Here is an 18,339-nt window from a genome sequence, read left to right as displayed (position 1 = left end):
TCCGACCCGCACAACGGCGAATATTACTGACTCAGACCTGAGTAAGCCTTTTCCTGAACGATGCGAGCCGTCAAAATCTGCCGCAGTCGGCGGTCGTTTCCCGGGCTATCAGGCCTCGATGATGTCGTCTTCCTCGTCGTCGTCGGGGACGACGAGCGAGCCGTCGAAGGCCGTCACGGCGTGACCCCCGACGCGGACCGCGTCGCCGACGCGGACCCGGACCAGTCCGGGGCGGTCGACGTAGTGGCCCTGTTCGAACCGCATCTCCTCGGGGAACTCGTCGTCGAACGCGCCGAAGTGGTCCAGATACGCGCCGCAGGCCCCGCTCGCGGTTCCGGTCACGGGGTCTTCGGGAATCCCGGCACCGGGGGCGAACATCCGGCCGTGGAGCGTCGAGTCGGCGTCGAGCGCGTCGAAGGTGAACGCGTAGATTCCGGCGGCGTCGTACTCGTCGGTCAGTGTCTCGACGGCGGCCATGTCCGGGTCGGCGTTGCCGAGATGTTCGAGGAAGTTGACCGGCACCATCAGAAACGGGAGGCCCGTCGTGGCAACGGCCATCGGGAGGTCCGCACCGACGTCACGCAACGCGGCCACGTCGATGTCGAGCGCGTCGGCCACCCGCGCCTCGTCGATGTCGATGTGGCGGACCTCCGGGTCGGCCTGCGTCATCCAGACGGTTCCGTCGTCGGCGATGTCGACATCGAGGGTGCCGACGTTCGTCTCCATCGCGTGGGTCCCGGCGTCGAGGTCGCCCTCCGCGTGGAGATGCGCGTGGAGCGCGACCGTCGCGTGGCCACAGAGGTCGACCTCCTGCGTGGGTGTGAAATACCGGACGCGGTAGTCGCCGTCGGCCGCGGGGTCCTGCACGAAGACCGTCTCACTGACTGCGAGTTCGCGGGCGATGGCCTGCATCTGCGCGTCCGAGAGACCGTCGCCGTCGGGGACGATACCGGCGGCGTTCCCGGTGAGCGGCTCGGCGGTGAAGGCGTCGACGAGCAGGGCGCGTCGGGTGTCCATAGCCACGTCGTCGCTTCGATGCCCCATAAATCCGGGAGAAAGTCACCAGAACGACTCGTGGACCGCCCGCCCCTCGCTTTCGAGGACCGGGCCGACCGTCTCGACCGACTCGGCACCGCGGGCGAAGACCTCCGACGAGGGCATCACGAGTCCCGCGCCCGCAATCTCGCCGACGGTCTCGGCTGACGTGCTGAAGACGACCCGCCGGAGTCCCGCGTGGTACATCGCCCCCGCACACATCGGACAGGGTTCAGTGCTCGTGTACATCGTCGTCTCGGCCAGTTCGCCAGCATCGAGTTCCCGTGCGGCCCACCGCGCGAGCTTCAACTCCGGGTGGGCGGTCACGTCGTCGTCGGTGTGGATGGTGTTGCACGACTCGGCGACGATCTCGCCGTCGCGGACGAGGAGCGAACCGAACGGTTCGTCGCCAGCGTCGGCGGCCTCACGAGCGAGAGCGAGCGCGCGGCGGAGATGGGATTCGTCGACGTCGGCGGCTGTGTCGTGGCTCATCGTGACACCGTTGCCCTCCGAGGGTCCAGAGCGTTCGGGTCGCGGCGACCGCAGCGGCAGTCCCGCGGACAGCTCACCTCTCGGAATCCGATTCTGACCGTGTTCAATCAACCAAATCAGAGATTCATTTATTCAAGTTTACCAAAAATTTATGTTTGCCTCTTCCTCAGTACGGGTACAATGTCGAAGTTCAATCGACGGACGTTTCTCCAGCTCACGGGTTCGGCAGTCGGCGCGGCGACCCTGGGTGCTGGGCAGGTCGCTGCACAGGAGTCCGAATCGCGGTTCTTCATCAACCTCCGAGACGTCGACCGCTCGGCGATTCCGGACGACATCGAAATCATCCACGACCTCTCGCAGGCGGACGTGCTGGTCGCCCGCGGCGACCAGAGCAGTGTCGACGGCACGACCGTCAGCGACATCACCATCGACCTGAGCGACGACACCACCGGCGCGGTCGCCTCACGGGACGGCCCGAGCGCGGCCGGAGGGAGTGCGAGCCACAACCACGACGGCGCGCCCTCGAACACGGAGTACCAGTGGGACAAGCGCGTCCAGGACCTCACCAACGACCTCACGGACAAGCCCGGCGGAGGCAAGTCGGTCCACGACACCACAACCGGCGAGGGGACCCGCATCGCCGTCGTCGACAGCGGCGTCGACGACAGCCACCCCGACCTCGCGGATGTCGTCAACGACGACCTCTCGGAGAACGTCTCCGAGGACAGCTACGACTGGCGACCCAACGGTGCCGGCGACCACGGCACCCACGTCGCCGGCATCATCGCGGCGACGAACAGCAACGACGCTCCCGGCGGCGGCGTCCTCGGCACCGCACCCGACACCGAGATCGTCTCCTACCGGATGTTCTCCGGCGAGACGGGCAAGCAGGGCGACGGCTACGCCGCCTGGGTGAAGGCGGCCGAAGCGGGCTGTGACGCCATCAACTACAGCGTCGGCATCCCCGCTCCGTACGTCTACCCCGACCAGTTCCCGGTGTTGCTCGAAGAGCTTCGTATCGCCGAGCAGATCGCGGCGTACGTCCGCTCGCAGGGAACGGTCATCGTCAACTCCGCCGGAAACGACGGACTGGACATGAGCCCGGAGACGACGCTCAGCCTCCCGACGGAGGCAGAGGGCGTCTTCGGCGTCAGCGCGACCGGTCCCATCGGCTACGGCTGGGGCGGCAAGCACAGCGACAACGAGGCGAAGTGGCTCACGGGCAACCGACTGGAGGAGCCGACGACCCAGCCCGCGTTCTACACGAACTACGGCAGTCCGGTCGACGTGAGTGCCGCGGGCGGCAACGCCGACCTGGAGGCGTTCAACGACGGCGTCGAGGGGGCCGCGAACGACCTCGTCTACTCGACGGTGCAGGGCGGCTACGGCTGGAAGGCGGGCACCTCGATGGCGGCCCCGCAGGTCTCGGGTGCCGTCGCGCTGGTCCGCTCGCTCCGCCCCGACGCCTCCGTCGAGGAGGTCGAGACACTCATCCAAGAGACCGCCAGTATGCCCGAGTCGGGCGAGACCTACCACGGTGCCGGCCATCTCGACCTGGAGGCACTGGTCGCGGCCGCGAAGTAACTCCTCAGCGAATCAATCCCTTCGAGACAGCCTGTAAACCCTTATGTGCCGCGGCACTCCACCCACAGGACGGAATGAGTGACCTCCCGGACGAGTTCAAATGTACGATTACCAACTGGGACTACATCTACGATCTCTGTCGGGATGTCAGTAACCAGGTCAAACAGGACGACTTCGAGCCGGACGTGGTCGTCGCACTCGCCCGCGGTGGCTGGTTCGCCGGGCGGTGTATCTGCGACTTCCTCGGGATGGACGACCTGACGAGCCTGAAGATGGAACATTACGTCGGGACGGCCCAGAAGTCCAGCGAGCCGGAGGTTCGCTACCCGATGCCCGAGGGGAGCGTCAAGGGCAAGGACGTCCTCATCATCGACGACATCGCCGACACCGGCGGCTCCATCAAGCGCGCCGACGAGTACGTCAACGAGCGCGAGGCCGGTGAGGTCCGCACCGCGACGCTCCAACTGCTCCAGACGAGCGAGTTCGAGCCGGACTACGTCGGCGAACGGCTCGAAGAGTGGGCGTGGGTCGTCTATCCGTGGAACTTCATCGAGGACATGATCGACCTCATCGGCGGCGTGATGGAGAAGGCCGACGAGGAGACCTTCGAGGCCGACGACGTCAGACACTTCCTCTCGGAGTTCCACGACGTCGACCGCATCGAGATGGAGATCGCCCAGCCCGGCCGCCTGCCCGAGGTCATGAGCGAGATGGAGCGGCGCGGCTTCGTCGAGTCGACCGGCGACGGCGCGTGGCGGCTCGTCGAGAACGAAGGCGTCGGCGCGTAACCCGCGTGTGACAGCCCGCGGCCGCCGCTCGGGACGGTCGGAGGTGACGCTGTGAGCCTCCTCGCTATCTTCGCCTCGGCCATCCTCCCCATCGTCGCGCTGGCGGGCGTCGGATTCCTCCTCGGCCGCACCAAGAGCGTCGACCCCGGCCCGTTGAACACCGTCGTCGTCTACGTTCTCGCCCCCGCACTCGTCTTTCACAGCCTCGCGACGACCGACCTCGGCGGAGGGACGCTGGTCCGCGTCGTCGCGGGCGTCACCGTCTACACTGTCGTCATGATTCTGATCGCCGAGGGCGTCGGCCGCCTGTTCGGCCGCTCGGACCCCCTGCTCTCGGCACTCGTCCTCGTCAGTGCCTTCCCCAACTCCGGCAACTACGGGATTCCCGTCTCGGAGTTCGCCTTCGGCGCGACCGGTCGCAGTACGGCCGTCCTCTATCTGGCGACACAGAGCGTCCTCGTCTACACGGTGGGCGTCTACATCGCCTCCCGCGGCGGCGGGACGAGCGGTCTCGCCGGTGTCGGCCGTGCGTTCAAGATTCCGCTGGTCTACGCCGTCCTCGCCGCGCTCGCCGCGCGGTGGCTCGGCATCGTTCCCCCGGAGACGGCGACGGCGATGGCGACGCTGAAACTCGTCGGCGACGCCTCTATCCCGGTGATGCTCCTGATTCTCGGTCTCCAACTGGCCCGTACTGACTACGGGGCGGCACTCCGACAGGCCGGGACGGCGAACGTGCTGAAGATGGTCGTCGCGCCCGTCGTCGGCATCGGCGTCGCGCTCGCGCTTGGCTTCGAGGACCCGACGGTAGCGAAGGTGTTCGCGCTGGAGTGTGCCATGCCCGCGGCGGTGACGCCGCTCATCCTCGTCGCGGAGTTCGCCGGTGGCGAGCAGGTCGGCGGCGTCGACGTCGCCGAATACGTCAGCACGGTCGTCCTGACGACGACGCTCGTGAGCGTCCCGCTCCTGACGGTCTTCATCGCCCTGCTCGACGCCGGGGTCGTGTTCTAATCTTCGGCGGACATGGAGTCGTCGAAGCCGCTGTCGAAGTGTCCACCCGTGTCCCGCCACTCGTCGAGTCCCGCACAGTCGTGTGACTCCGGAAGCCGGTGGTCGGCACAGAACTGCGACCCACAGTAGCTACAGGGCCGCGGCTCGGTGAGTGTCTCTCCACATCGCTCACAGGTCACCATGACTAACGTTGACTGTCGACACACATAAATACCGGCAACAGTTGCTGGAAGGCTCCCGGTCCGTCGTCGCTACTCAGTCGTCACCGCTCAGTCCTCGTCACTCAGTCGTCGCCGCTCAATCGTCGGCGGGCTGGTGACCCGACGACCCCTCGTCGACGATGGACTCCTTCCACGTCCCGCGGGAGAGCCACGCGACGGCGGCAATACACCCGATCACGTCGCCGATGGCGACGGCGATCCAGATGCCCGTCGGTCCCCAGCCCTCGACGAAGACGAGATAGTAGGTCGCGGGCACGCGGCCGACCCAGAGCGTCACGAGCGAGAACACCAGTGCCGTCCGGGTGTTGCCCGCGCCGCGGAACGTTCCGAGTGCGACCTGGAGGACGCCCATGAAGACGAACATCACGGCGACGATACGGAGATAGTCGCTGGCGTGGCCGATGGTGGCCGCGGCCTGCGCCGTGTCCGTGCTGAGGAAGACGCCGACGATGGGTTCGGAGAACACCCACGCGACGAGGGCGAGGACGAACATCACGACGGCGACGAGTTGCATCGAGAGATACGACGCCCGCTGGGCGCGGTCGGGCTTGCCCGCACCGAGGTTCTGGCCGACGACGGTGTCGATGGCCTGGCCCATCCCCATCGCGGGCAGAAAGGCCAGCGAGACGAGGCGGTTGCCGAGACCGTACGCCGCGACGACGGCGGGCGGGAACGTCGCGACCATCCCGGTCAGGATGATCATCGCCATCGAACTCGACGACTGTTCGAGCGCGCTCGGGACGCCGAGACGGACGATGTCGCGGACGTCGTCGAGCTGGGGTCGGAGGTCGGGCAGGAGGATCTCCGGGCCGACGTTCGTCCCGAAGAGGACGTAGAGACCGAGCGCGCTCGCGACGACCCGCGAGAAGACCGTCGCGATGGCTGCCCCCTCGATCCCCATCGCGGGGAAGATCCACCAGCCGAAGATGAGGAAGGGGTCGAGAACGACGTTGATGACGACGCTGACGACCATCACGACCAGCGGCGTCCGGGTGTTGCCGTAGCCGCGCATGAGCGACGTGAAGATGAAGAAGCCTGCCAGTGCGGGCATCCCGAGGAAGAACAGCTCCATGTAGTCGCCCGCGAGCGGGACGATCTGGGCGGCCGTCGCCTCGTCGGCCGGGATGAGACCGAGCATCTGCCGCGTCAGGAAGAAGCCGGCCAGTGCGATGACGGTCGCGACGATGGTGACGAACGAGAGCGTCTGTCCGGCGATGTGGCCTGCCTTCCGGTCGTTGTCCGCACCCATATACTGGGCGACGAGGATGGTCCCGGCGGTGGTGAAGCCCCCAGCGACGGAGATGAGCAGAAAGATGATGGGGAAGGCGAGGCTCAGCGCGCCGACGGCGTCGGCCGAGAGCGCGCCCAGCCAGAAGGTGTCGGCGATGTTGTAGGCGACCTGCAACAGTTGGATGGCGACCATCGGCCACGCGAGTGCAAGCATCGGGCGAACGAGGTCCCCCTCCGTGAGGCCGGATGAAGCGGAAGAGGAAGTCACTACGAACCGAAACACGGCCGGGGTACTTGAACTCTCCCGACGTGTGGTATCATCAAACACGACAGCGACTCGCGCGTCAGCCCCGGAAGCGGACGATTTAGGTGGCTGCTGTCCGCAGTTCGGGCCATGACGATCGGCTTCATCGGCGGCAGCGGCATCTACGAATCGCTGCCCCTCTCGAACACCCGCGAAGAGGAAGTCACCACGCCCTACGGCGAACCCAGCGCGCCGGTCACCATCGGCGAGTTCGGCGACACGGGCAAGGAGGTCGCCTTTCTCCCGCGCCACGGCTCCGACCACGGCCGCTCGCCGACGAACCTCCCGTACCGCGCGAACATCTACGCGTTCAAGAAACTGGGCGTTACCCACATCTTCGCCAGCAACGCCGTCGGCAGCCTGAAAGAGGAACTGCCGCCGGGGACGCTCGTCGTCCCGGACCAGATCTTCGACCGCACGAAGCACAGAAAATCGACGTTCTTCGGCGACGGCATCGTCGTCCACCAGCCCATCACGGAACCCTACGCCCCTGAGTTGGTCGAGCATCTCGCCGAAGCCGCCGAGACGGCGACGGACGCCGAGGTCCAACAGGACGGCACCTACGTCTGTATCGAAGGACCGCAGTACTCCACGCGCGCAGAGAGCGAGTTCTACCGCGAACAGGGCTGGGACGTCGTCGGCATGACTGCCGTCCCCGAAGCCAAACTCGCCCGTGAGGCCGAAATCGCCTACGCGACCGTGACGGGCGTAACCGACTACGACGTCTGGAAGCAGGACCACGAGGTCACCCTCGAAGAGGTGCTGGAGAACGCCGCGAAGAACCAGGAGGCCATCAAGCGGACCGTCGAGGAGGCCATCCGGACGCTCCCCGAGGACCACGAGTGTGCGGCGCACTCGGCACTGGAGGGCACCATCAACACGCCCGTCGAGGCCATCCCCGAGGAGACCCGCGAGCGCGTCGATCTGTTCGTCGGCGACTATCTCGACGAGTGAGGTAGGCAGTCCCCTCGGTGGGGGAAATCGCTCTTGTTCTCACCGCTCAGGTGCTCCGAAGTTCTATATAGTGGGCCGCAGAACCTGTCCCCAAATGGAGGGGAACCCGACGGCGCTCGAACGACAGCTCCAGTCACTCAAGCGACGCGGGTCGAATCTCCTCGTCCTCGCCGACCCGGCTGCCGACCGCGCTTGTCAGCGTCTGCTCGGGTCCGACGCGGAGCTTCGCCGCCGCCTGCTCGTCACGACACACGGCAACGAGGTCGTCTCGGGGTCCCGAGACCCGGCCACGTTCGGACTCTGTGAGGTCGCCGGAAGCGGGACGCGGACGACACTTGCCGACACTGCCGAGACCGAGTCGCTCGCCGACGGAGCCGTCGAACCGCGACAGTCGGTGGTGACGACGGCCGAGGCCGACGCCACTCCCGACTGGTTCAGCCGGACGCCGACCGACCCCAGCCTGGCGACGGTAGCGCGACATCTCCACAACCATCTCTCACGGTTCGAGGCAGCCGACCCCGACGCGGGCGAGGTCCGGGTCTGCTTCGACTCGCTCGACCCCCTCGTCGACGACGTGTCTCCGGCACAGCTCGCACGGTTCCTCAGAGTCGTCACCGCTCGGATCAAAGTCACAAACGCCATCGGTCACTTCCATCTCGCGGCCAGCGTCGACGAGGAGATTCGCGAGAAACTCGGACCGCTGTTCGACGCGACCATCGAGACACGGCCCGGTCGGACCGGGCCACAACAGCGGTGGACACTCCACCGGACGGGACTACAGACCGACTGGCTCCAGTTGGACTAGTCGGCGATCGCTTCGACTTCCTCTTTCTCCGCGACCGACGCGTCCTGCACCCAGAGGTCGCCGAACAGTTCGTCCTGTTCGAGCCGGACCGCGCCGCGGTGTGCCAAAAAGAGCAGCGCGAGATAGGTCTGGAAGGTACGGCCACCGGCCGAACGGATCTCCGCGAACAGCACCTCTTTGCGCCCCTCGCCGTAGTGTGTCGACAGCGCGGCCTGGACCTCCTCGATGGTGGCTTCGATGTCCTCGTCGTGGGTCGTTCCCGTCACGTCCTCCTCGCCGGGTTCCCCCTCGCGCCGGAAGTCGTCGGCCGCGTGGTAGTCGAGCGTCTGCGTCCCGCGGCTGAAGCCCTTCGGCGACGCGGAGGTATCGTACTCGCGGGACTGCTTCCACCACGAGCCGCGCTCGACCTCTCGGAGTTCGCGGACGAGTTCGTCCAGCGTCTCCGGAGAGCCACGGGCACGTTTGCGTTCGAGACGGCGGTCCATCTCCGCTTCCAGGGCGTCGACCGGATCGAAGCCGCCGTCGGCGTCGTCGAACTCCTCCTCGCGACCCTCCATCGCCAGCTCCCACGGTTCGAGCTCCGGCTCCTCGGGTTCGTCCGTCGAGAGCAGCTCGTCGCCCTTCATCCGGAGCAGGACGCTCGCGTAGAACAGTGCCCGCCCGGAGGTCCGCAGGTCCGTCGCGTCGAGCCGGTCAAGGAAGGCGTCGGTGACGGCGACGATGTCGATGTCCCACGGCTCGATCTCGCCGTCCTCGGCCAACTGGACGAGCAGTTCGACCGGCTCGACCTCGTCGTCGTCGGTCTCGGGGACGTCGTCCGGAAGCGCGTCGTCGGGAAGCCCCTCCTCGGAGACAGGCCCCTCAGTCATCCGCCGGGACCTCCAACTCCTCCTCCTCGTCGTCGTCACCGAACTGGATGCCGGTGACCGCGCTGACGTTGTCCTCCTGCATCGTCACGCCGATGGCGCGCTCGGAGCGTTCCAAGAGCGCGGAGCGGTGCGAGACGACGACGAACTGCGCGTCGCCCGCGAGGTCGTCGACCATCTGGCCGACGCGCTCGGCGTTGACCGCGTCGAGGAAGGCGTCGACCTCGTCGAGCGCGTAGAACGGCGCGGGGTTGTGCCGCTGGATGGCGAAGATAAATGCCAAGGCCGTCAGCGACTTCTCGCCGCCGGACATCGCATCGAGCCGCTGGACCGGCTTGTCGCCCGGCTGGGCCTTCATCGTCAGACCGTCCTCGAAGGGGTCCTCGGGGTTCTCGAGGACGAGTTCGCCCGTCCCGGCCGAGAGCCGCTCGAAGATGTCCTGGAAGTGGTCGTTGATGGCGTCGAACGCCGTCATGAACGTCTCGCGCTTCTGTGACTCGTAGGCATCGATGCGTTCTCGGATGCCGTCGCGCTCCTCGGCGAGTGTGTCCCGGCCTGCCTGGAGCGTGTCGAGTTCTTCGCGGACCTCGTCGTACTCGTCGATAGCGAGCATGTTGACCGGTTCGAGCGCCTCCATCTTCCCGGTCAGCCGGTCGATGGTGGACGCGACCTCCTCGTGGGACGGAATCGCCTCGGGGTCGTAGTCGCCGACCTGTGACTCGAGTTCGTCGATCTCCCACGCGAGGCGTTCAGCGGCACTCTCGAGGGAGTCGAGACGCGACTGGACCGACGAGACCTCCTCTTTCGCCGCGTCGCGCTCGTCTTTGGCCGCCTTCAGCCGGTCTTTCAGCTCCGAACGCTCCTCTTTGAGTTCGGCGAGCTCCTCTTCGAGCTCCGAGACCGCCTCGCGCTTCTCGTCGAGGACGCTCTCTTTCTCCTCGATCTTCGCCTCGAACTCCTCGATGTCTTCCTCGGCACTGGCCTTCCGGTTCTGGGCCGTCTCGACCGTGTCGTGGAGGTCGTCGACGGCCTCCTCGGCGTACTGCTTTTCGAGCTGTAACTCGTTCAGCCGCCCGTCGAGGTCGTCCATCCGGTCCTCCAGCTCGCTGATGTCGGCCCGGATGTCGTCGGCCTGCTGGGTGAGTTCGGGGATCTTCGAGTCCTTCAGCTCCTGCTCCAGTTCCGAAATGTCGCTCTCGACGTCGGCGATCTCGCTCGCTTTCGCCGAGATGTCGTCGTCGAGCGACTGCATCTTCGCGTCGACGCTCTCGCGTTCGTCCTGCAACTCCTCGAGGCGGTCTTCGAGGGATTCGATCTCGTCTTCTGCACTTTCGAGTTCGCCCTCGACGCGGTCGATGTCGCTCTGAATCGAGCGGACCTTCTCGGTCGCGTCGGCCTGTCGGTCACGGACGTCGTCGATGCGGTCCTCGATGTCGTCGACCTCCGACTGGAGCCGCTGGCGGTCGTCTTCGAGGTCCGAAATCTCGCTGGCGATGCGTTCGAGCTGGCCCGTGCCGGACGCCGAGAAGGAGTACCGGGAGCCACCGCCCGACCCGCCGGTCATCGCGCCGGAGCGTTCGACGAGGTCGCCGTCGAGCGTGACCATCCGGTAGTCACCCATCAGGCTGCGGGCCGTGTCCATGTCCTCGACGACGAGCGTCGAGCCCAGCACGTAGGAGAAGACGCTCGCGTACTGGCTGTCGAAGTCGACGAGGTTGTACGCGAAGTCGACGACGCCGGGGTTGTTCGGCTTGCGCGGCAGGCTCCGGTTGTCCATCTTCGTGATGGGCAGGAAGGTCGCCCGACCCGCGTTGCGCCGCTTCAGATAGTCGATACACGAGGAGCCGACGCCGTCGTCGTCGACGACGACGTTCGCCAGTCGGCCGCCCGCGGCCGTCTCACAGGCCGTGGCGTACTCGCCGGCGACGCTGCCGAGTTGGCCGACCGCGCCGTGAACGCCGCTCATTCCGGCGTTCATGATGGTGTTGACCGCGCGCGGCCAGGAGTTGCCGCCGTCGTTCGACCGGGATTCGAGTTCGGCGTACTGGCTCTGTTTGCGCCTGATCTCCTCTTCGACCTCCGAGAGCTCGTCCTTGGCCTCTTTGCGCTCGTCGCGGAGGTCGTTGACGATGCCCTGGACCTTCGCCTTGTTCTTCTCGGCCTTGTCGAGTTCGCTGTGCAGCTCCGAGAGCTTGGCCTTCAGCTCGGGGATGCGTTCGCGGGCCGTCTCGATGTCGTCGCGCGCCTCGCTGATCTCGTTCGAGCGGCGACGCGCGTCGTCGAGCAGGCGGTCTTTCTCGCGCTGGAGGTCGTTCTTCTCGGTCTTCAGCTCTTCCAGCGTCTCTTTCCGCTCACTCAGTTCGTCCTTGAGTTCGTCGAACTCGGTGTCGACGCTCTCGATCTCGCCCTGCACTTCGGCGAGTTCGACCTGTTTCGACTGGATGTCGCTCTTGATGGAGGCTTTCTCCACCTTGACAGAGCGGATCTCGTCTTCGTACTCCTCGACCTGCTCCTGTTTGCGGTCGATACCGACGAAGGCCTGTCGACGCTCGTTTTCGGCCTCTTCGATCTTCTCTTCGGCCGTCTCGATCTTCCCTTCCAGACGACTGATCTCGCCTTTGACCTCCTCGATCTCCGACTTGATACGGAGCTGTTCGTCCTCGCCCTTCCGCTCGATGTCGCGGTTGAGTTCCTCCAGTTCGTCGTCGAGGCGAGTGACGCGACCCTGCTTCTCGTCGAGGACCGACTGGAGTTCTTCCAGTTCGCTCTCTTTCTTCGACAGCTTCGTCTTCGTCTTATCGAGGTCGGCGCGCTTGTCTTCGAGTTCGGCGGCCTTCAGATAGCCTTCGTACTCCTCTTTCTCCTCGCGGAGCGACTTGTACTTGAGAGCAGTTTCGCGTTCGTCTTCGAGCTGTTCGAGTCGGTCTTCCTTCTCTCCGATGCGGAGGTCGGCCTCGCCGATTCGCTCTTTGACCGTCTCCAGTTCGCCGAAGGCGTCCTCCTTCTTCGCGTCGAACTCGGCGACACCGGCGATCTCGTCGATGATGCCCCGCCGCTGGTAGGGCGTCATGTTGATGATCTCGGTCACGTCGCCCTGCATGACGACGTTGTAGCCCTCGGGGGCGACGCCCGCCTGCGCGAGCAGGTCCTGGATGTCCGAGAGGTTGACGGAGCGTTCGTTCAGATAGTAGTACGAGTAGTAGTTGTCCTCGGTCTCTTTGACCCGGCGTTTGATGGTGATCTCGTCGACGTCACCGATATTGTCGGTCCCGGCGGCGTTGACCACCTGCGACCGGTCGAGCTTGCCGTCGCTGTTGTCGAGGACGACGGTGACGCTCGCCTCCTTCGTCCCCGGCGGCTCTTCGCCGTCGTCGTAGCCGGGGTTGTAGATGAGGTCGGTCAGCTTCTCGGCGCGGATGCCGCGGGTGCGGGCCAGGCCGAGCGCGAAGAGGACGCCGTCGATGATGTTCGACTTGCCGGAGCCGTTCGGTCCGGTGACCACCGTGAAGTCCTCGTAGAACGGGATTCGCGTCTTGCGGCCGAAGCTCTTGAAATCGTCGAGGACGAGTTCTTTGATATGCATTGGGTTGTCTTCACGTTCCTACGTGAACGGCTCGATGGACGGGGTCCACCGCCGCTCGCGATGGAGAAGTCGCGAGCTTACGCGACGATGATGTCGCTTTCGCCGGACTGCTCCTCGTTGTCGTCTTCCTTCGCCTCGTCCGTTTTAGCGTCTTCGGCCTCGTCCGCGGCGTCGGCGGCCTCGGCGGCGTCAGCGACCTCGGCAGCGTCGGCTTCGACCTGTCGGCTCCGGCGGGGGGCGACGTCGACTTCGACCTCGTCTTCGAGCTGTCGGACACGCTCTTTCGTCTCGACGAGTTCTTCGGTCAGTCCGTTGACCGCTGCCTGTAGCTCCTTCACTTTGGATTCGAGTTCCTCCACCCTGTTGCTCATGGCCCTACTGGCTGTCTCTGGCCGTATAAAGGTACGTCAGACATTAAGTAGGGGACCGCGTGGCGAAGCGCGGGTCGGAGCCGACAGTGGCGGTAGGAGGCTGTTCGAGCCAGCGACGGCGAGTGAATCACCCCGGCAGGAGGTAGTTGACCGCCGCGACGACGAGGCCCGCGAGTCCCATCCGTAGCCCGGCGACGTACCACCGTTGTCGCGAGATGGTACTCAGATACGCGCCGAAGGCGAAGAGGAGGGCGACGCCGATGAGGATACCCCCGACCGTCGCTCCCGCGAGCGACAACCCCCGTCCCTCGAACAGGAACGGGACGAGCGGCAGGACGACGCCGAGAATCGGGCCGATGCCGCTCATCACCGCGTGGACGAGTCGCGCGTTCGCCTTCTGTCGCTGGATGGCGGTGTCGTCGAGGTCGGTCAGCATCGCCCGTTCGAGCCGGAGGATGTCGGCCTGCGTCTCGGCGCGTTCGATCTCCCAGACGCTCCAGACGCCCGAGGTGCCGAGTCCGACCGCCGCGCCGAGACCGACGGCGAAGACCGTCGCGCCGTCGGCGACGCCCGAGAGGTAGGAGCCCACGCCGACGCCGATACTCGTCAGCGTCCCGTCGAAGCCGTTGGAGATGAAATACCGCCGGGAGATCGAGCGGACCTCCTCGTCGCGGAGGAGCTGTCGCAGCCCCGCGAGTCGCTCGCGGACGGCGGTCGGAAGCGACCGAACCATCAGTCCTGTGGGGTCGCGGTCTGCTCGACGAGCACCTCGCCACAGACCACCTCGTCGACCGAGTGGACGCTCGCACCGAGTTCCTCGATGGTCTCGTAGACGACGCGTTCGGGGACGTCGTCGCCGACGACCGTGAGCTTCAGCGTCTGGACGTCGCGGTCGGTTTCGACGAGAGCGGCGTTCACGCCACTCACCCCGTCGCAGTCGGCGACGTGGCGAGTGATACGGACGATGTCCGGGTCGTGGGGTTTCAACAGGTCGAGGACGAGTCGGCGGACGGGAGCCATACAGACGTATCGGCCGACGAGGGGAAAACGGTGTGGTCGCCAGCCCCACGGCCCGCCGCCCACGGACCCCGGCCGGAGCGTGGCCGCAATCGCGGTCCCGTTAGCCTTTAGCCACCCGCACGCAAATCCCGGATAATGACTGCTCAGGCGCTCGAACAGCGAGAACTCGCCTCCGTTATCGGGCTGGAAGTCCACGTCCAGCTGGAGACGGACACGAAGATCTTCTGTGGATGTTCCACGACAGCGGTCGACGACGAGGAGCCGAACACGCGGACCTGCCCCGTCTGTCTCGGCCTGCCCGGCGCGCTGCCCGTCCTCAACGAGGGCGCGGTGGAGGCGGCCGTCAAGATCGGCAAGGCCCTCAACGCCGACATCCCCGAGGAGACCACCTTCCACCGGAAGAACTACTACTACCCCGACCTGCCCAAGAACTTCCAGATCACCCAGTACGACGCCCCGATCTGTCAGGACGGCCATCTGGCGGTCGACATCCAGGACCGACGCCGCGTCATCAACATCCGACGGGCCCACCTCGAAGAGGACCCCGGCAGCCTCCAGCACAAGGGCGGCAGCATCGACACCGCCGACTACACGCTCGTCAATTACAACCGCGCGGGGACGCCGCTGATGGAGATCGTCACCGAGCCGGACTTCCGCAGCCCGAAGGAAGTGCGCAACTTCCTCGCGAAACTCGAAGAGGTGCTCGACTATCTCGGCGTCTTCGACTCCACGCGCGACGGCTCGCTCCGCATCGACGCCAACATCTCGATGGTCCCGTCCGACGAAGTGAGTGACGACGGCTCCATCGCCGTCGAGACACTGGAGGAGGCCAACCGCACGGAGGTCAAGAACATCTCCAGCCACAAAGGGGCCGAAAAGGCACTGGCCTACGAGGTCACCCGCCAGAAGAACGCCATCCAGCGTGGCCGCGCCATCGAGCAGGAGACCCGGCACTGGGACGAGTCTCGCGGGATTACGGTCTCGATGCGCTCGAAAGAGGAAGAGAAGGACTACCGGTACTTCCGCGAGGCTGACCTGCCCGCGCTCCAAGTTTCGGACTGGAAGCAGAAGATTCCGATTCCGGAGCTACCCGACGCCCGTCGCGACCGCTTCAGCGAGGAGTACGGGCTGGACGAGGAGTCCGCTTCGAAGCTCACCTCGACGAAGGAGGTCGCGGACTTCTACGAGGACGTCGCCGAGGAGTACGACCCGGACCTCGCCGCGACCTGGGTCGCCGACAACCTCCTCGGCGAACTGAACTACCGCGACATGGAGATCACGGACGTCTCCGACCGCCTCGACGAGTTCAAGCGGCTCGTCGCGCTCGTCGCCGACGACGAGATCACGACGAAGAACGCGGAGGAGATCGTCCTCCGGCGGATGCTCGACGACGGCGTCGACCCCGAGACCGTCATCGACGAGGAGGGCCTCGGCAAGGCCGACGACGACGCGATCGGCGGCTTCGTCGACGAAGCCATCGAGGAGAACCCCGACGCCGTCGACGACTACCACTCGGGCGAGGGCGGCGCGCTCAACTTCCTCGTCGGACAGGTCATGCAGAAGTCCAAGGGGAGTGCCGACCCCGGTACCGTGAACCAGTTGCTCCGCGAGCGACTGGACGACTAACACGAGTACCGCACGAGCCGACGACGCGCTTCCTTCGCTACTGCTCCGACCGGACTCGCGCGAGGACGGCGAGTCCGAACGCGACCGAGATACCTTCTAACAGGCGTTCGAGAAGCGGGTTCTCGGAGAGAGACGGCGAGTAGAACTGCACGGAGACGACGTAGTAGTCGCCCTCGTACTCGACGATGTGGGCTTCTCGGGAGTCGTCACCCCACAGCGGGCCGTCAGTAGTCGCGGTCCCCGTCCGTACCGCGTTCAACGCTGGTGTGGGAGCGTGTCGGGCGGGCGTCGCCACCTGGTCCAGTGCCTCCACGGCGTTCACTCGCTCGACGCCGAGCACGAACGCGCGCTCCGACCCGTTCCACTCGGCCGTGTAGTCGTAGACGCGGCCGTCGCCGTAGGCGAGATACGGCTCGTCGGTGTCGAGGAAGTCCGCGCCGGTCGCTTCCGTAATCGTCGGATGGGGAGCGACGACGGGGCCGTCGAGCGTCGCAGCCTCCAACGCACAAGAGCGGTCGGCCGGCGTGCCGTAGCAGTCGAAGCCGGAGAGACCGTAGTAGAGTCGTCGTGGCCGGTCGTCGACGAAGGTGAGTTCGTTGTCCTCGGCCGTTATCTCGGTCGCTTCGTAGTGGTAGTCGGTGCCGGTCACGTCGAGCGCGGGGGCGTAGAGCGGGACTGTAACGAGGAGGAGTCCGAGCACGAGGAGGGCACGCTGCGGCCACGAGCGGGTCATGTGGTGAGTGACAGACGGTCGAGTCAAGAGCGTGTCGCCCTCGTCGACCGCGGTCGCCGGGCAGGCTGGGTCCGCTCGTCAGTCGTCGCCCGCTGACGGCTGCTTGCGTGTATCGTCGCTCTCACCGTCCAACACGCCCTTCTGCCACCGGCCGAGGCTGAACCACGCGGCTCCGAGAACGAACGAGGCGAGGCTGCCGATCGACCACGCCCACCAGATGCCGGTCGGTCCCCAGCCGAGTCCGGCGACGGTGACGCCGAGCAGGGGGACGGTCCACACCCACTGGTAGGCCAAGAAGAGCGCGACGGGAATCCGCATGACCCACCGTGAGACGAGCGAGAGCACCATCGCGACGCGGGTGTCGCCCGCGCCGCGGAAGCCGCCCTGAATCACCATCAGCCCGCCGAAGAACGCGAGGAACGGGCCGATAATGCGGAGGAAGTCGGTGCCCTCGGCGACGACGGCGGGGTCGGCGATGAAGAAGCGTATCGCGGGTTCGGGGAAGGCGTAGAGCAGGCCGCCAACGGCGAAGAGGAGGACCAGGGTGCCGACCGTGGCCTTCCACGTCACCTCCGCGGCGCGGTCGGGCGTCTTCGCGCCGAGGTTCTGGCCGACGCCCGTCGCCGTCGCCTGGCCAACAGCCCCAGAAACGGTCCACGAGACGGACATGAGGCGGACGCCGACGCCGTAGGCCGCGGTCGGGATGGGGCCGAACCGGGCGACGAGCGCGGCCATGGCGACGGCCGCGAAACTGCGGGCCGCGCCGTCGAGAGTGGCCGGATAGCCGATGCCGACGAGTTTCTTCAAGACCGGCCAGTCGGGGCGGAGGTCCTCGGGGTGGAGCTGGACCCCCCAGTCGCCGCGGAGCAGGATGTAGACGCCGACGACGGCCGCGAAGACCCGGGCGATGAGCGTCGCGATGGCCGCCCCGCGGGTTCCCATGCCCACGATGGGACCGTAGCCGAGGATGAGAAGCGGGTCGAGGACGACGTTCAAGCCAGCCGAGAAGACGACGAGCCACATCGCCGTCCGGGTGTCGCCCGCGCCGCGCAGGACCGCCCGGAAGACGAAGAAGAGGAACGTGAACGGAATCGAGACGAACAGCACCTCGATGTAGGCCAACGCCTCGGTGTAGACCAGTCCCTGCGCGCCGATGAGGTCGAGTAAGGGACGCCGAAAGAGGTAGCCGATAGACGAGAGGACGACGCCGACGACGACCGTCAGGAGGGCGGTCTGGGCGACGACGGTGTCGGCCGCGCGGTCCTCGCCCGCGCCGACGTGCTGGGAGACGAGTGCGACGGAGGCGGCCGTGAGTCCCATCGCGATAGAGACGAAGAGCCACGCGGTCGGAAACATCAGGGAGACGGCGGCGACGGCCTCGGCACTGACGCGGCCGACCCAGTACATATCGGCCAGATTGTAGAACGTCTGGAGGAGGTTGCCCGCGACCAGCGGCCAGGAGAGCGAGAGGAGTTTCGGGGAGATGGCACCCGTCGTCATGTCGACGCGAGTGTCGGTTCGCTGCGGCACGGCCGTGAGGAGGGGAGAGGGGTGCAAAAACCCCGCGTGTTGTGGGCTCACGTGGGAAGACGGAGGACGGGCAGCCCGGTTAGGCGAGGCTGACACATCTCTCGCGTGTACGCGCATTATGCGCGCCCGCCACGCGCTCACCTGCGCGCCTTGGGTCGCCGCTGTCGTGCGGTTTTCTCGGTTGCGGCA

The 18,339-nt window shown here is 66.3% G+C and carries 17 protein-coding genes; 6 read left to right on the top strand and 11 right to left on the bottom strand.

The genetic code is table 11. From position 1 onward, the window contains the following. Positions 1-108: 108 nt before the first annotated feature. Together BLR57_RS03835 and BLR57_RS03830 are read right to left on the bottom strand one after the other, a co-directional pair. Positions 109-1,017, bottom strand: coding sequence for a PhzF family phenazine biosynthesis protein (locus BLR57_RS03835; RefSeq protein WP_089694301.1), 909 nt, complete (start codon positions 1,015-1,017; stop codon positions 109-111). Positions 1,018-1,059: 42 nt separating this feature from the next. After that, the gene (locus BLR57_RS03830) at positions 1,060-1,527 is read right to left on the bottom strand and encodes a nucleoside deaminase (RefSeq protein ID WP_089694300.1); all 468 of its coding nucleotides are present in this window, start codon (positions 1,525-1,527) and stop codon (positions 1,060-1,062) included. A gap of 180 nt (positions 1,528-1,707) precedes the next feature. On the opposite strand from BLR57_RS03830, the gene BLR57_RS03825 reads away from it, so the two are divergent. The 3 genes from BLR57_RS03825 to BLR57_RS03815 all read left to right on the top strand — a co-directional run bounded on the left by BLR57_RS03825 (position 1,708) and on the right by BLR57_RS03815 (position 4,907). Continuing rightward, positions 1,708-3,111, top strand: a complete 1,404-nt coding sequence (locus tag BLR57_RS03825; protein WP_089694298.1) for a S8 family peptidase — start codon at positions 1,708-1,710, stop codon at positions 3,109-3,111. 74 nt (positions 3,112-3,185) lie between these two features. Beyond that, positions 3,186-3,899, top strand: coding sequence for a phosphoribosyltransferase (locus BLR57_RS03820; protein WP_089694296.1), 714 nt, complete (start codon positions 3,186-3,188; stop codon positions 3,897-3,899). 51 nt (positions 3,900-3,950) lie between these two features. After that, complete coding sequence (locus tag BLR57_RS03815; protein WP_089694293.1) at positions 3,951-4,907, top strand: AEC family transporter; 957 nt, start codon at positions 3,951-3,953, stop codon at positions 4,905-4,907. Here BLR57_RS03815 and BLR57_RS03810 read toward each other — a convergent pair. After that, the gene (locus BLR57_RS03810) at positions 4,904-5,089 is read right to left on the bottom strand and encodes an AN1-type zinc finger domain-containing protein (RefSeq protein ID WP_089694291.1); all 186 of its coding nucleotides are present in this window, start codon (positions 5,087-5,089) and stop codon (positions 4,904-4,906) included. The two genes, BLR57_RS03815 and BLR57_RS03810, sit on opposite strands and share 4 nt — an antisense overlap. A 115-nt stretch (positions 5,090-5,204) precedes the next feature. Then, complete coding sequence (locus BLR57_RS03805; protein WP_089694289.1) at positions 5,205-6,572, bottom strand: MATE family efflux transporter; 1,368 nt, start codon at positions 6,570-6,572, stop codon at positions 5,205-5,207. A gap of 180 nt (positions 6,573-6,752) precedes the next feature. Between BLR57_RS03805 and mtnP the strand changes: the two genes are divergently transcribed. Further along, complete coding sequence (mtnP, locus tag BLR57_RS03800; protein ID WP_089694287.1) at positions 6,753-7,616, top strand: S-methyl-5'-thioadenosine phosphorylase; 864 nt, start codon at positions 6,753-6,755, stop codon at positions 7,614-7,616. A gap of 94 nt (positions 7,617-7,710) precedes the next feature. Continuing rightward, positions 7,711-8,421 carry a DUF7504 family protein gene (locus tag BLR57_RS03795; RefSeq protein ID WP_089694285.1) on the top strand — a complete coding sequence of 237 codons (711 nt, stop codon included), beginning with the start codon at positions 7,711-7,713 and terminating at the stop codon, positions 8,419-8,421. Here the strand turns inward: BLR57_RS03795 and BLR57_RS03790 are convergent. From BLR57_RS03790 to BLR57_RS03770, 5 genes are all read right to left on the bottom strand, one after another. Continuing rightward, positions 8,418-9,329, bottom strand: coding sequence for a segregation/condensation protein A (locus BLR57_RS03790; protein ID WP_394327565.1), 912 nt, complete (start codon positions 9,327-9,329; stop codon positions 8,418-8,420). The two genes, BLR57_RS03795 and BLR57_RS03790, sit on opposite strands and share 4 nt — an antisense overlap. Then, entirely contained in the window at positions 9,283-12,870 is a 3,588-nt protein-coding gene (gene smc, locus BLR57_RS03785) for a chromosome segregation protein SMC (protein WP_089694280.1), read from the bottom strand. The genes BLR57_RS03790 and smc overlap by 47 nt, the downstream gene beginning before the upstream one ends. 77 nt (positions 12,871-12,947) lie before the next feature. Then, entirely contained in the window at positions 12,948-13,241 is a 294-nt protein-coding gene (locus tag BLR57_RS03780; protein ID WP_089694278.1) for a DUF7518 family protein, read from the bottom strand. Positions 13,242-13,368: 127 nt separating this feature from the next. Then, entirely contained in the window at positions 13,369-13,974 is a 606-nt protein-coding gene (locus BLR57_RS03775) for a VIT1/CCC1 transporter family protein (protein ID WP_089694276.1), read from the bottom strand. Further along, positions 13,974-14,261: a DUF211 domain-containing protein gene (locus BLR57_RS03770; RefSeq protein WP_089694273.1), complete on the bottom strand. Its 288-nt coding sequence runs from the start codon at positions 14,259-14,261 to the stop codon at positions 13,974-13,976. Before BLR57_RS03770 ends, BLR57_RS03775 begins: the two co-directional genes overlap by 1 nt. A 135-nt stretch (positions 14,262-14,396) precedes the next feature. On the opposite strand from BLR57_RS03770, the gene gatB reads away from it, so the two are divergent. Continuing rightward, positions 14,397-15,887, top strand: a complete 1,491-nt coding sequence (gatB, locus tag BLR57_RS03765; protein WP_089694271.1) for an Asp-tRNA(Asn)/Glu-tRNA(Gln) amidotransferase subunit GatB — start codon at positions 14,397-14,399, stop codon at positions 15,885-15,887. A gap of 37 nt (positions 15,888-15,924) precedes the next feature. On the opposite strand, the gene BLR57_RS03760 is transcribed toward gatB, so the two are convergent. After that, a complete protein-coding gene (locus BLR57_RS03760; RefSeq protein ID WP_089694269.1) occupies positions 15,925-16,620 on the bottom strand; it encodes a DUF8127 domain-containing protein in 696 nt (231 codons plus the stop codon). 78 nt (positions 16,621-16,698) lie between these two features. Then, entirely contained in the window at positions 16,699-18,120 is a 1,422-nt protein-coding gene (locus tag BLR57_RS03755) for an MATE family efflux transporter (protein WP_089695498.1), read from the bottom strand. Positions 18,121-18,339 lie beyond the last annotated feature (219 nt).

It is taken from the genome of Halogranum gelatinilyticum (assembly GCF_900103715.1).
In the GTDB taxonomy this organism is placed as follows: domain Archaea; phylum Halobacteriota; class Halobacteria; order Halobacteriales; family Haloferacaceae; genus Halogranum; species Halogranum gelatinilyticum.
The sequence above is the reverse complement of the archived record's forward strand: the minus strand, read 5'-3'. Positions and strand labels throughout refer to the sequence as shown.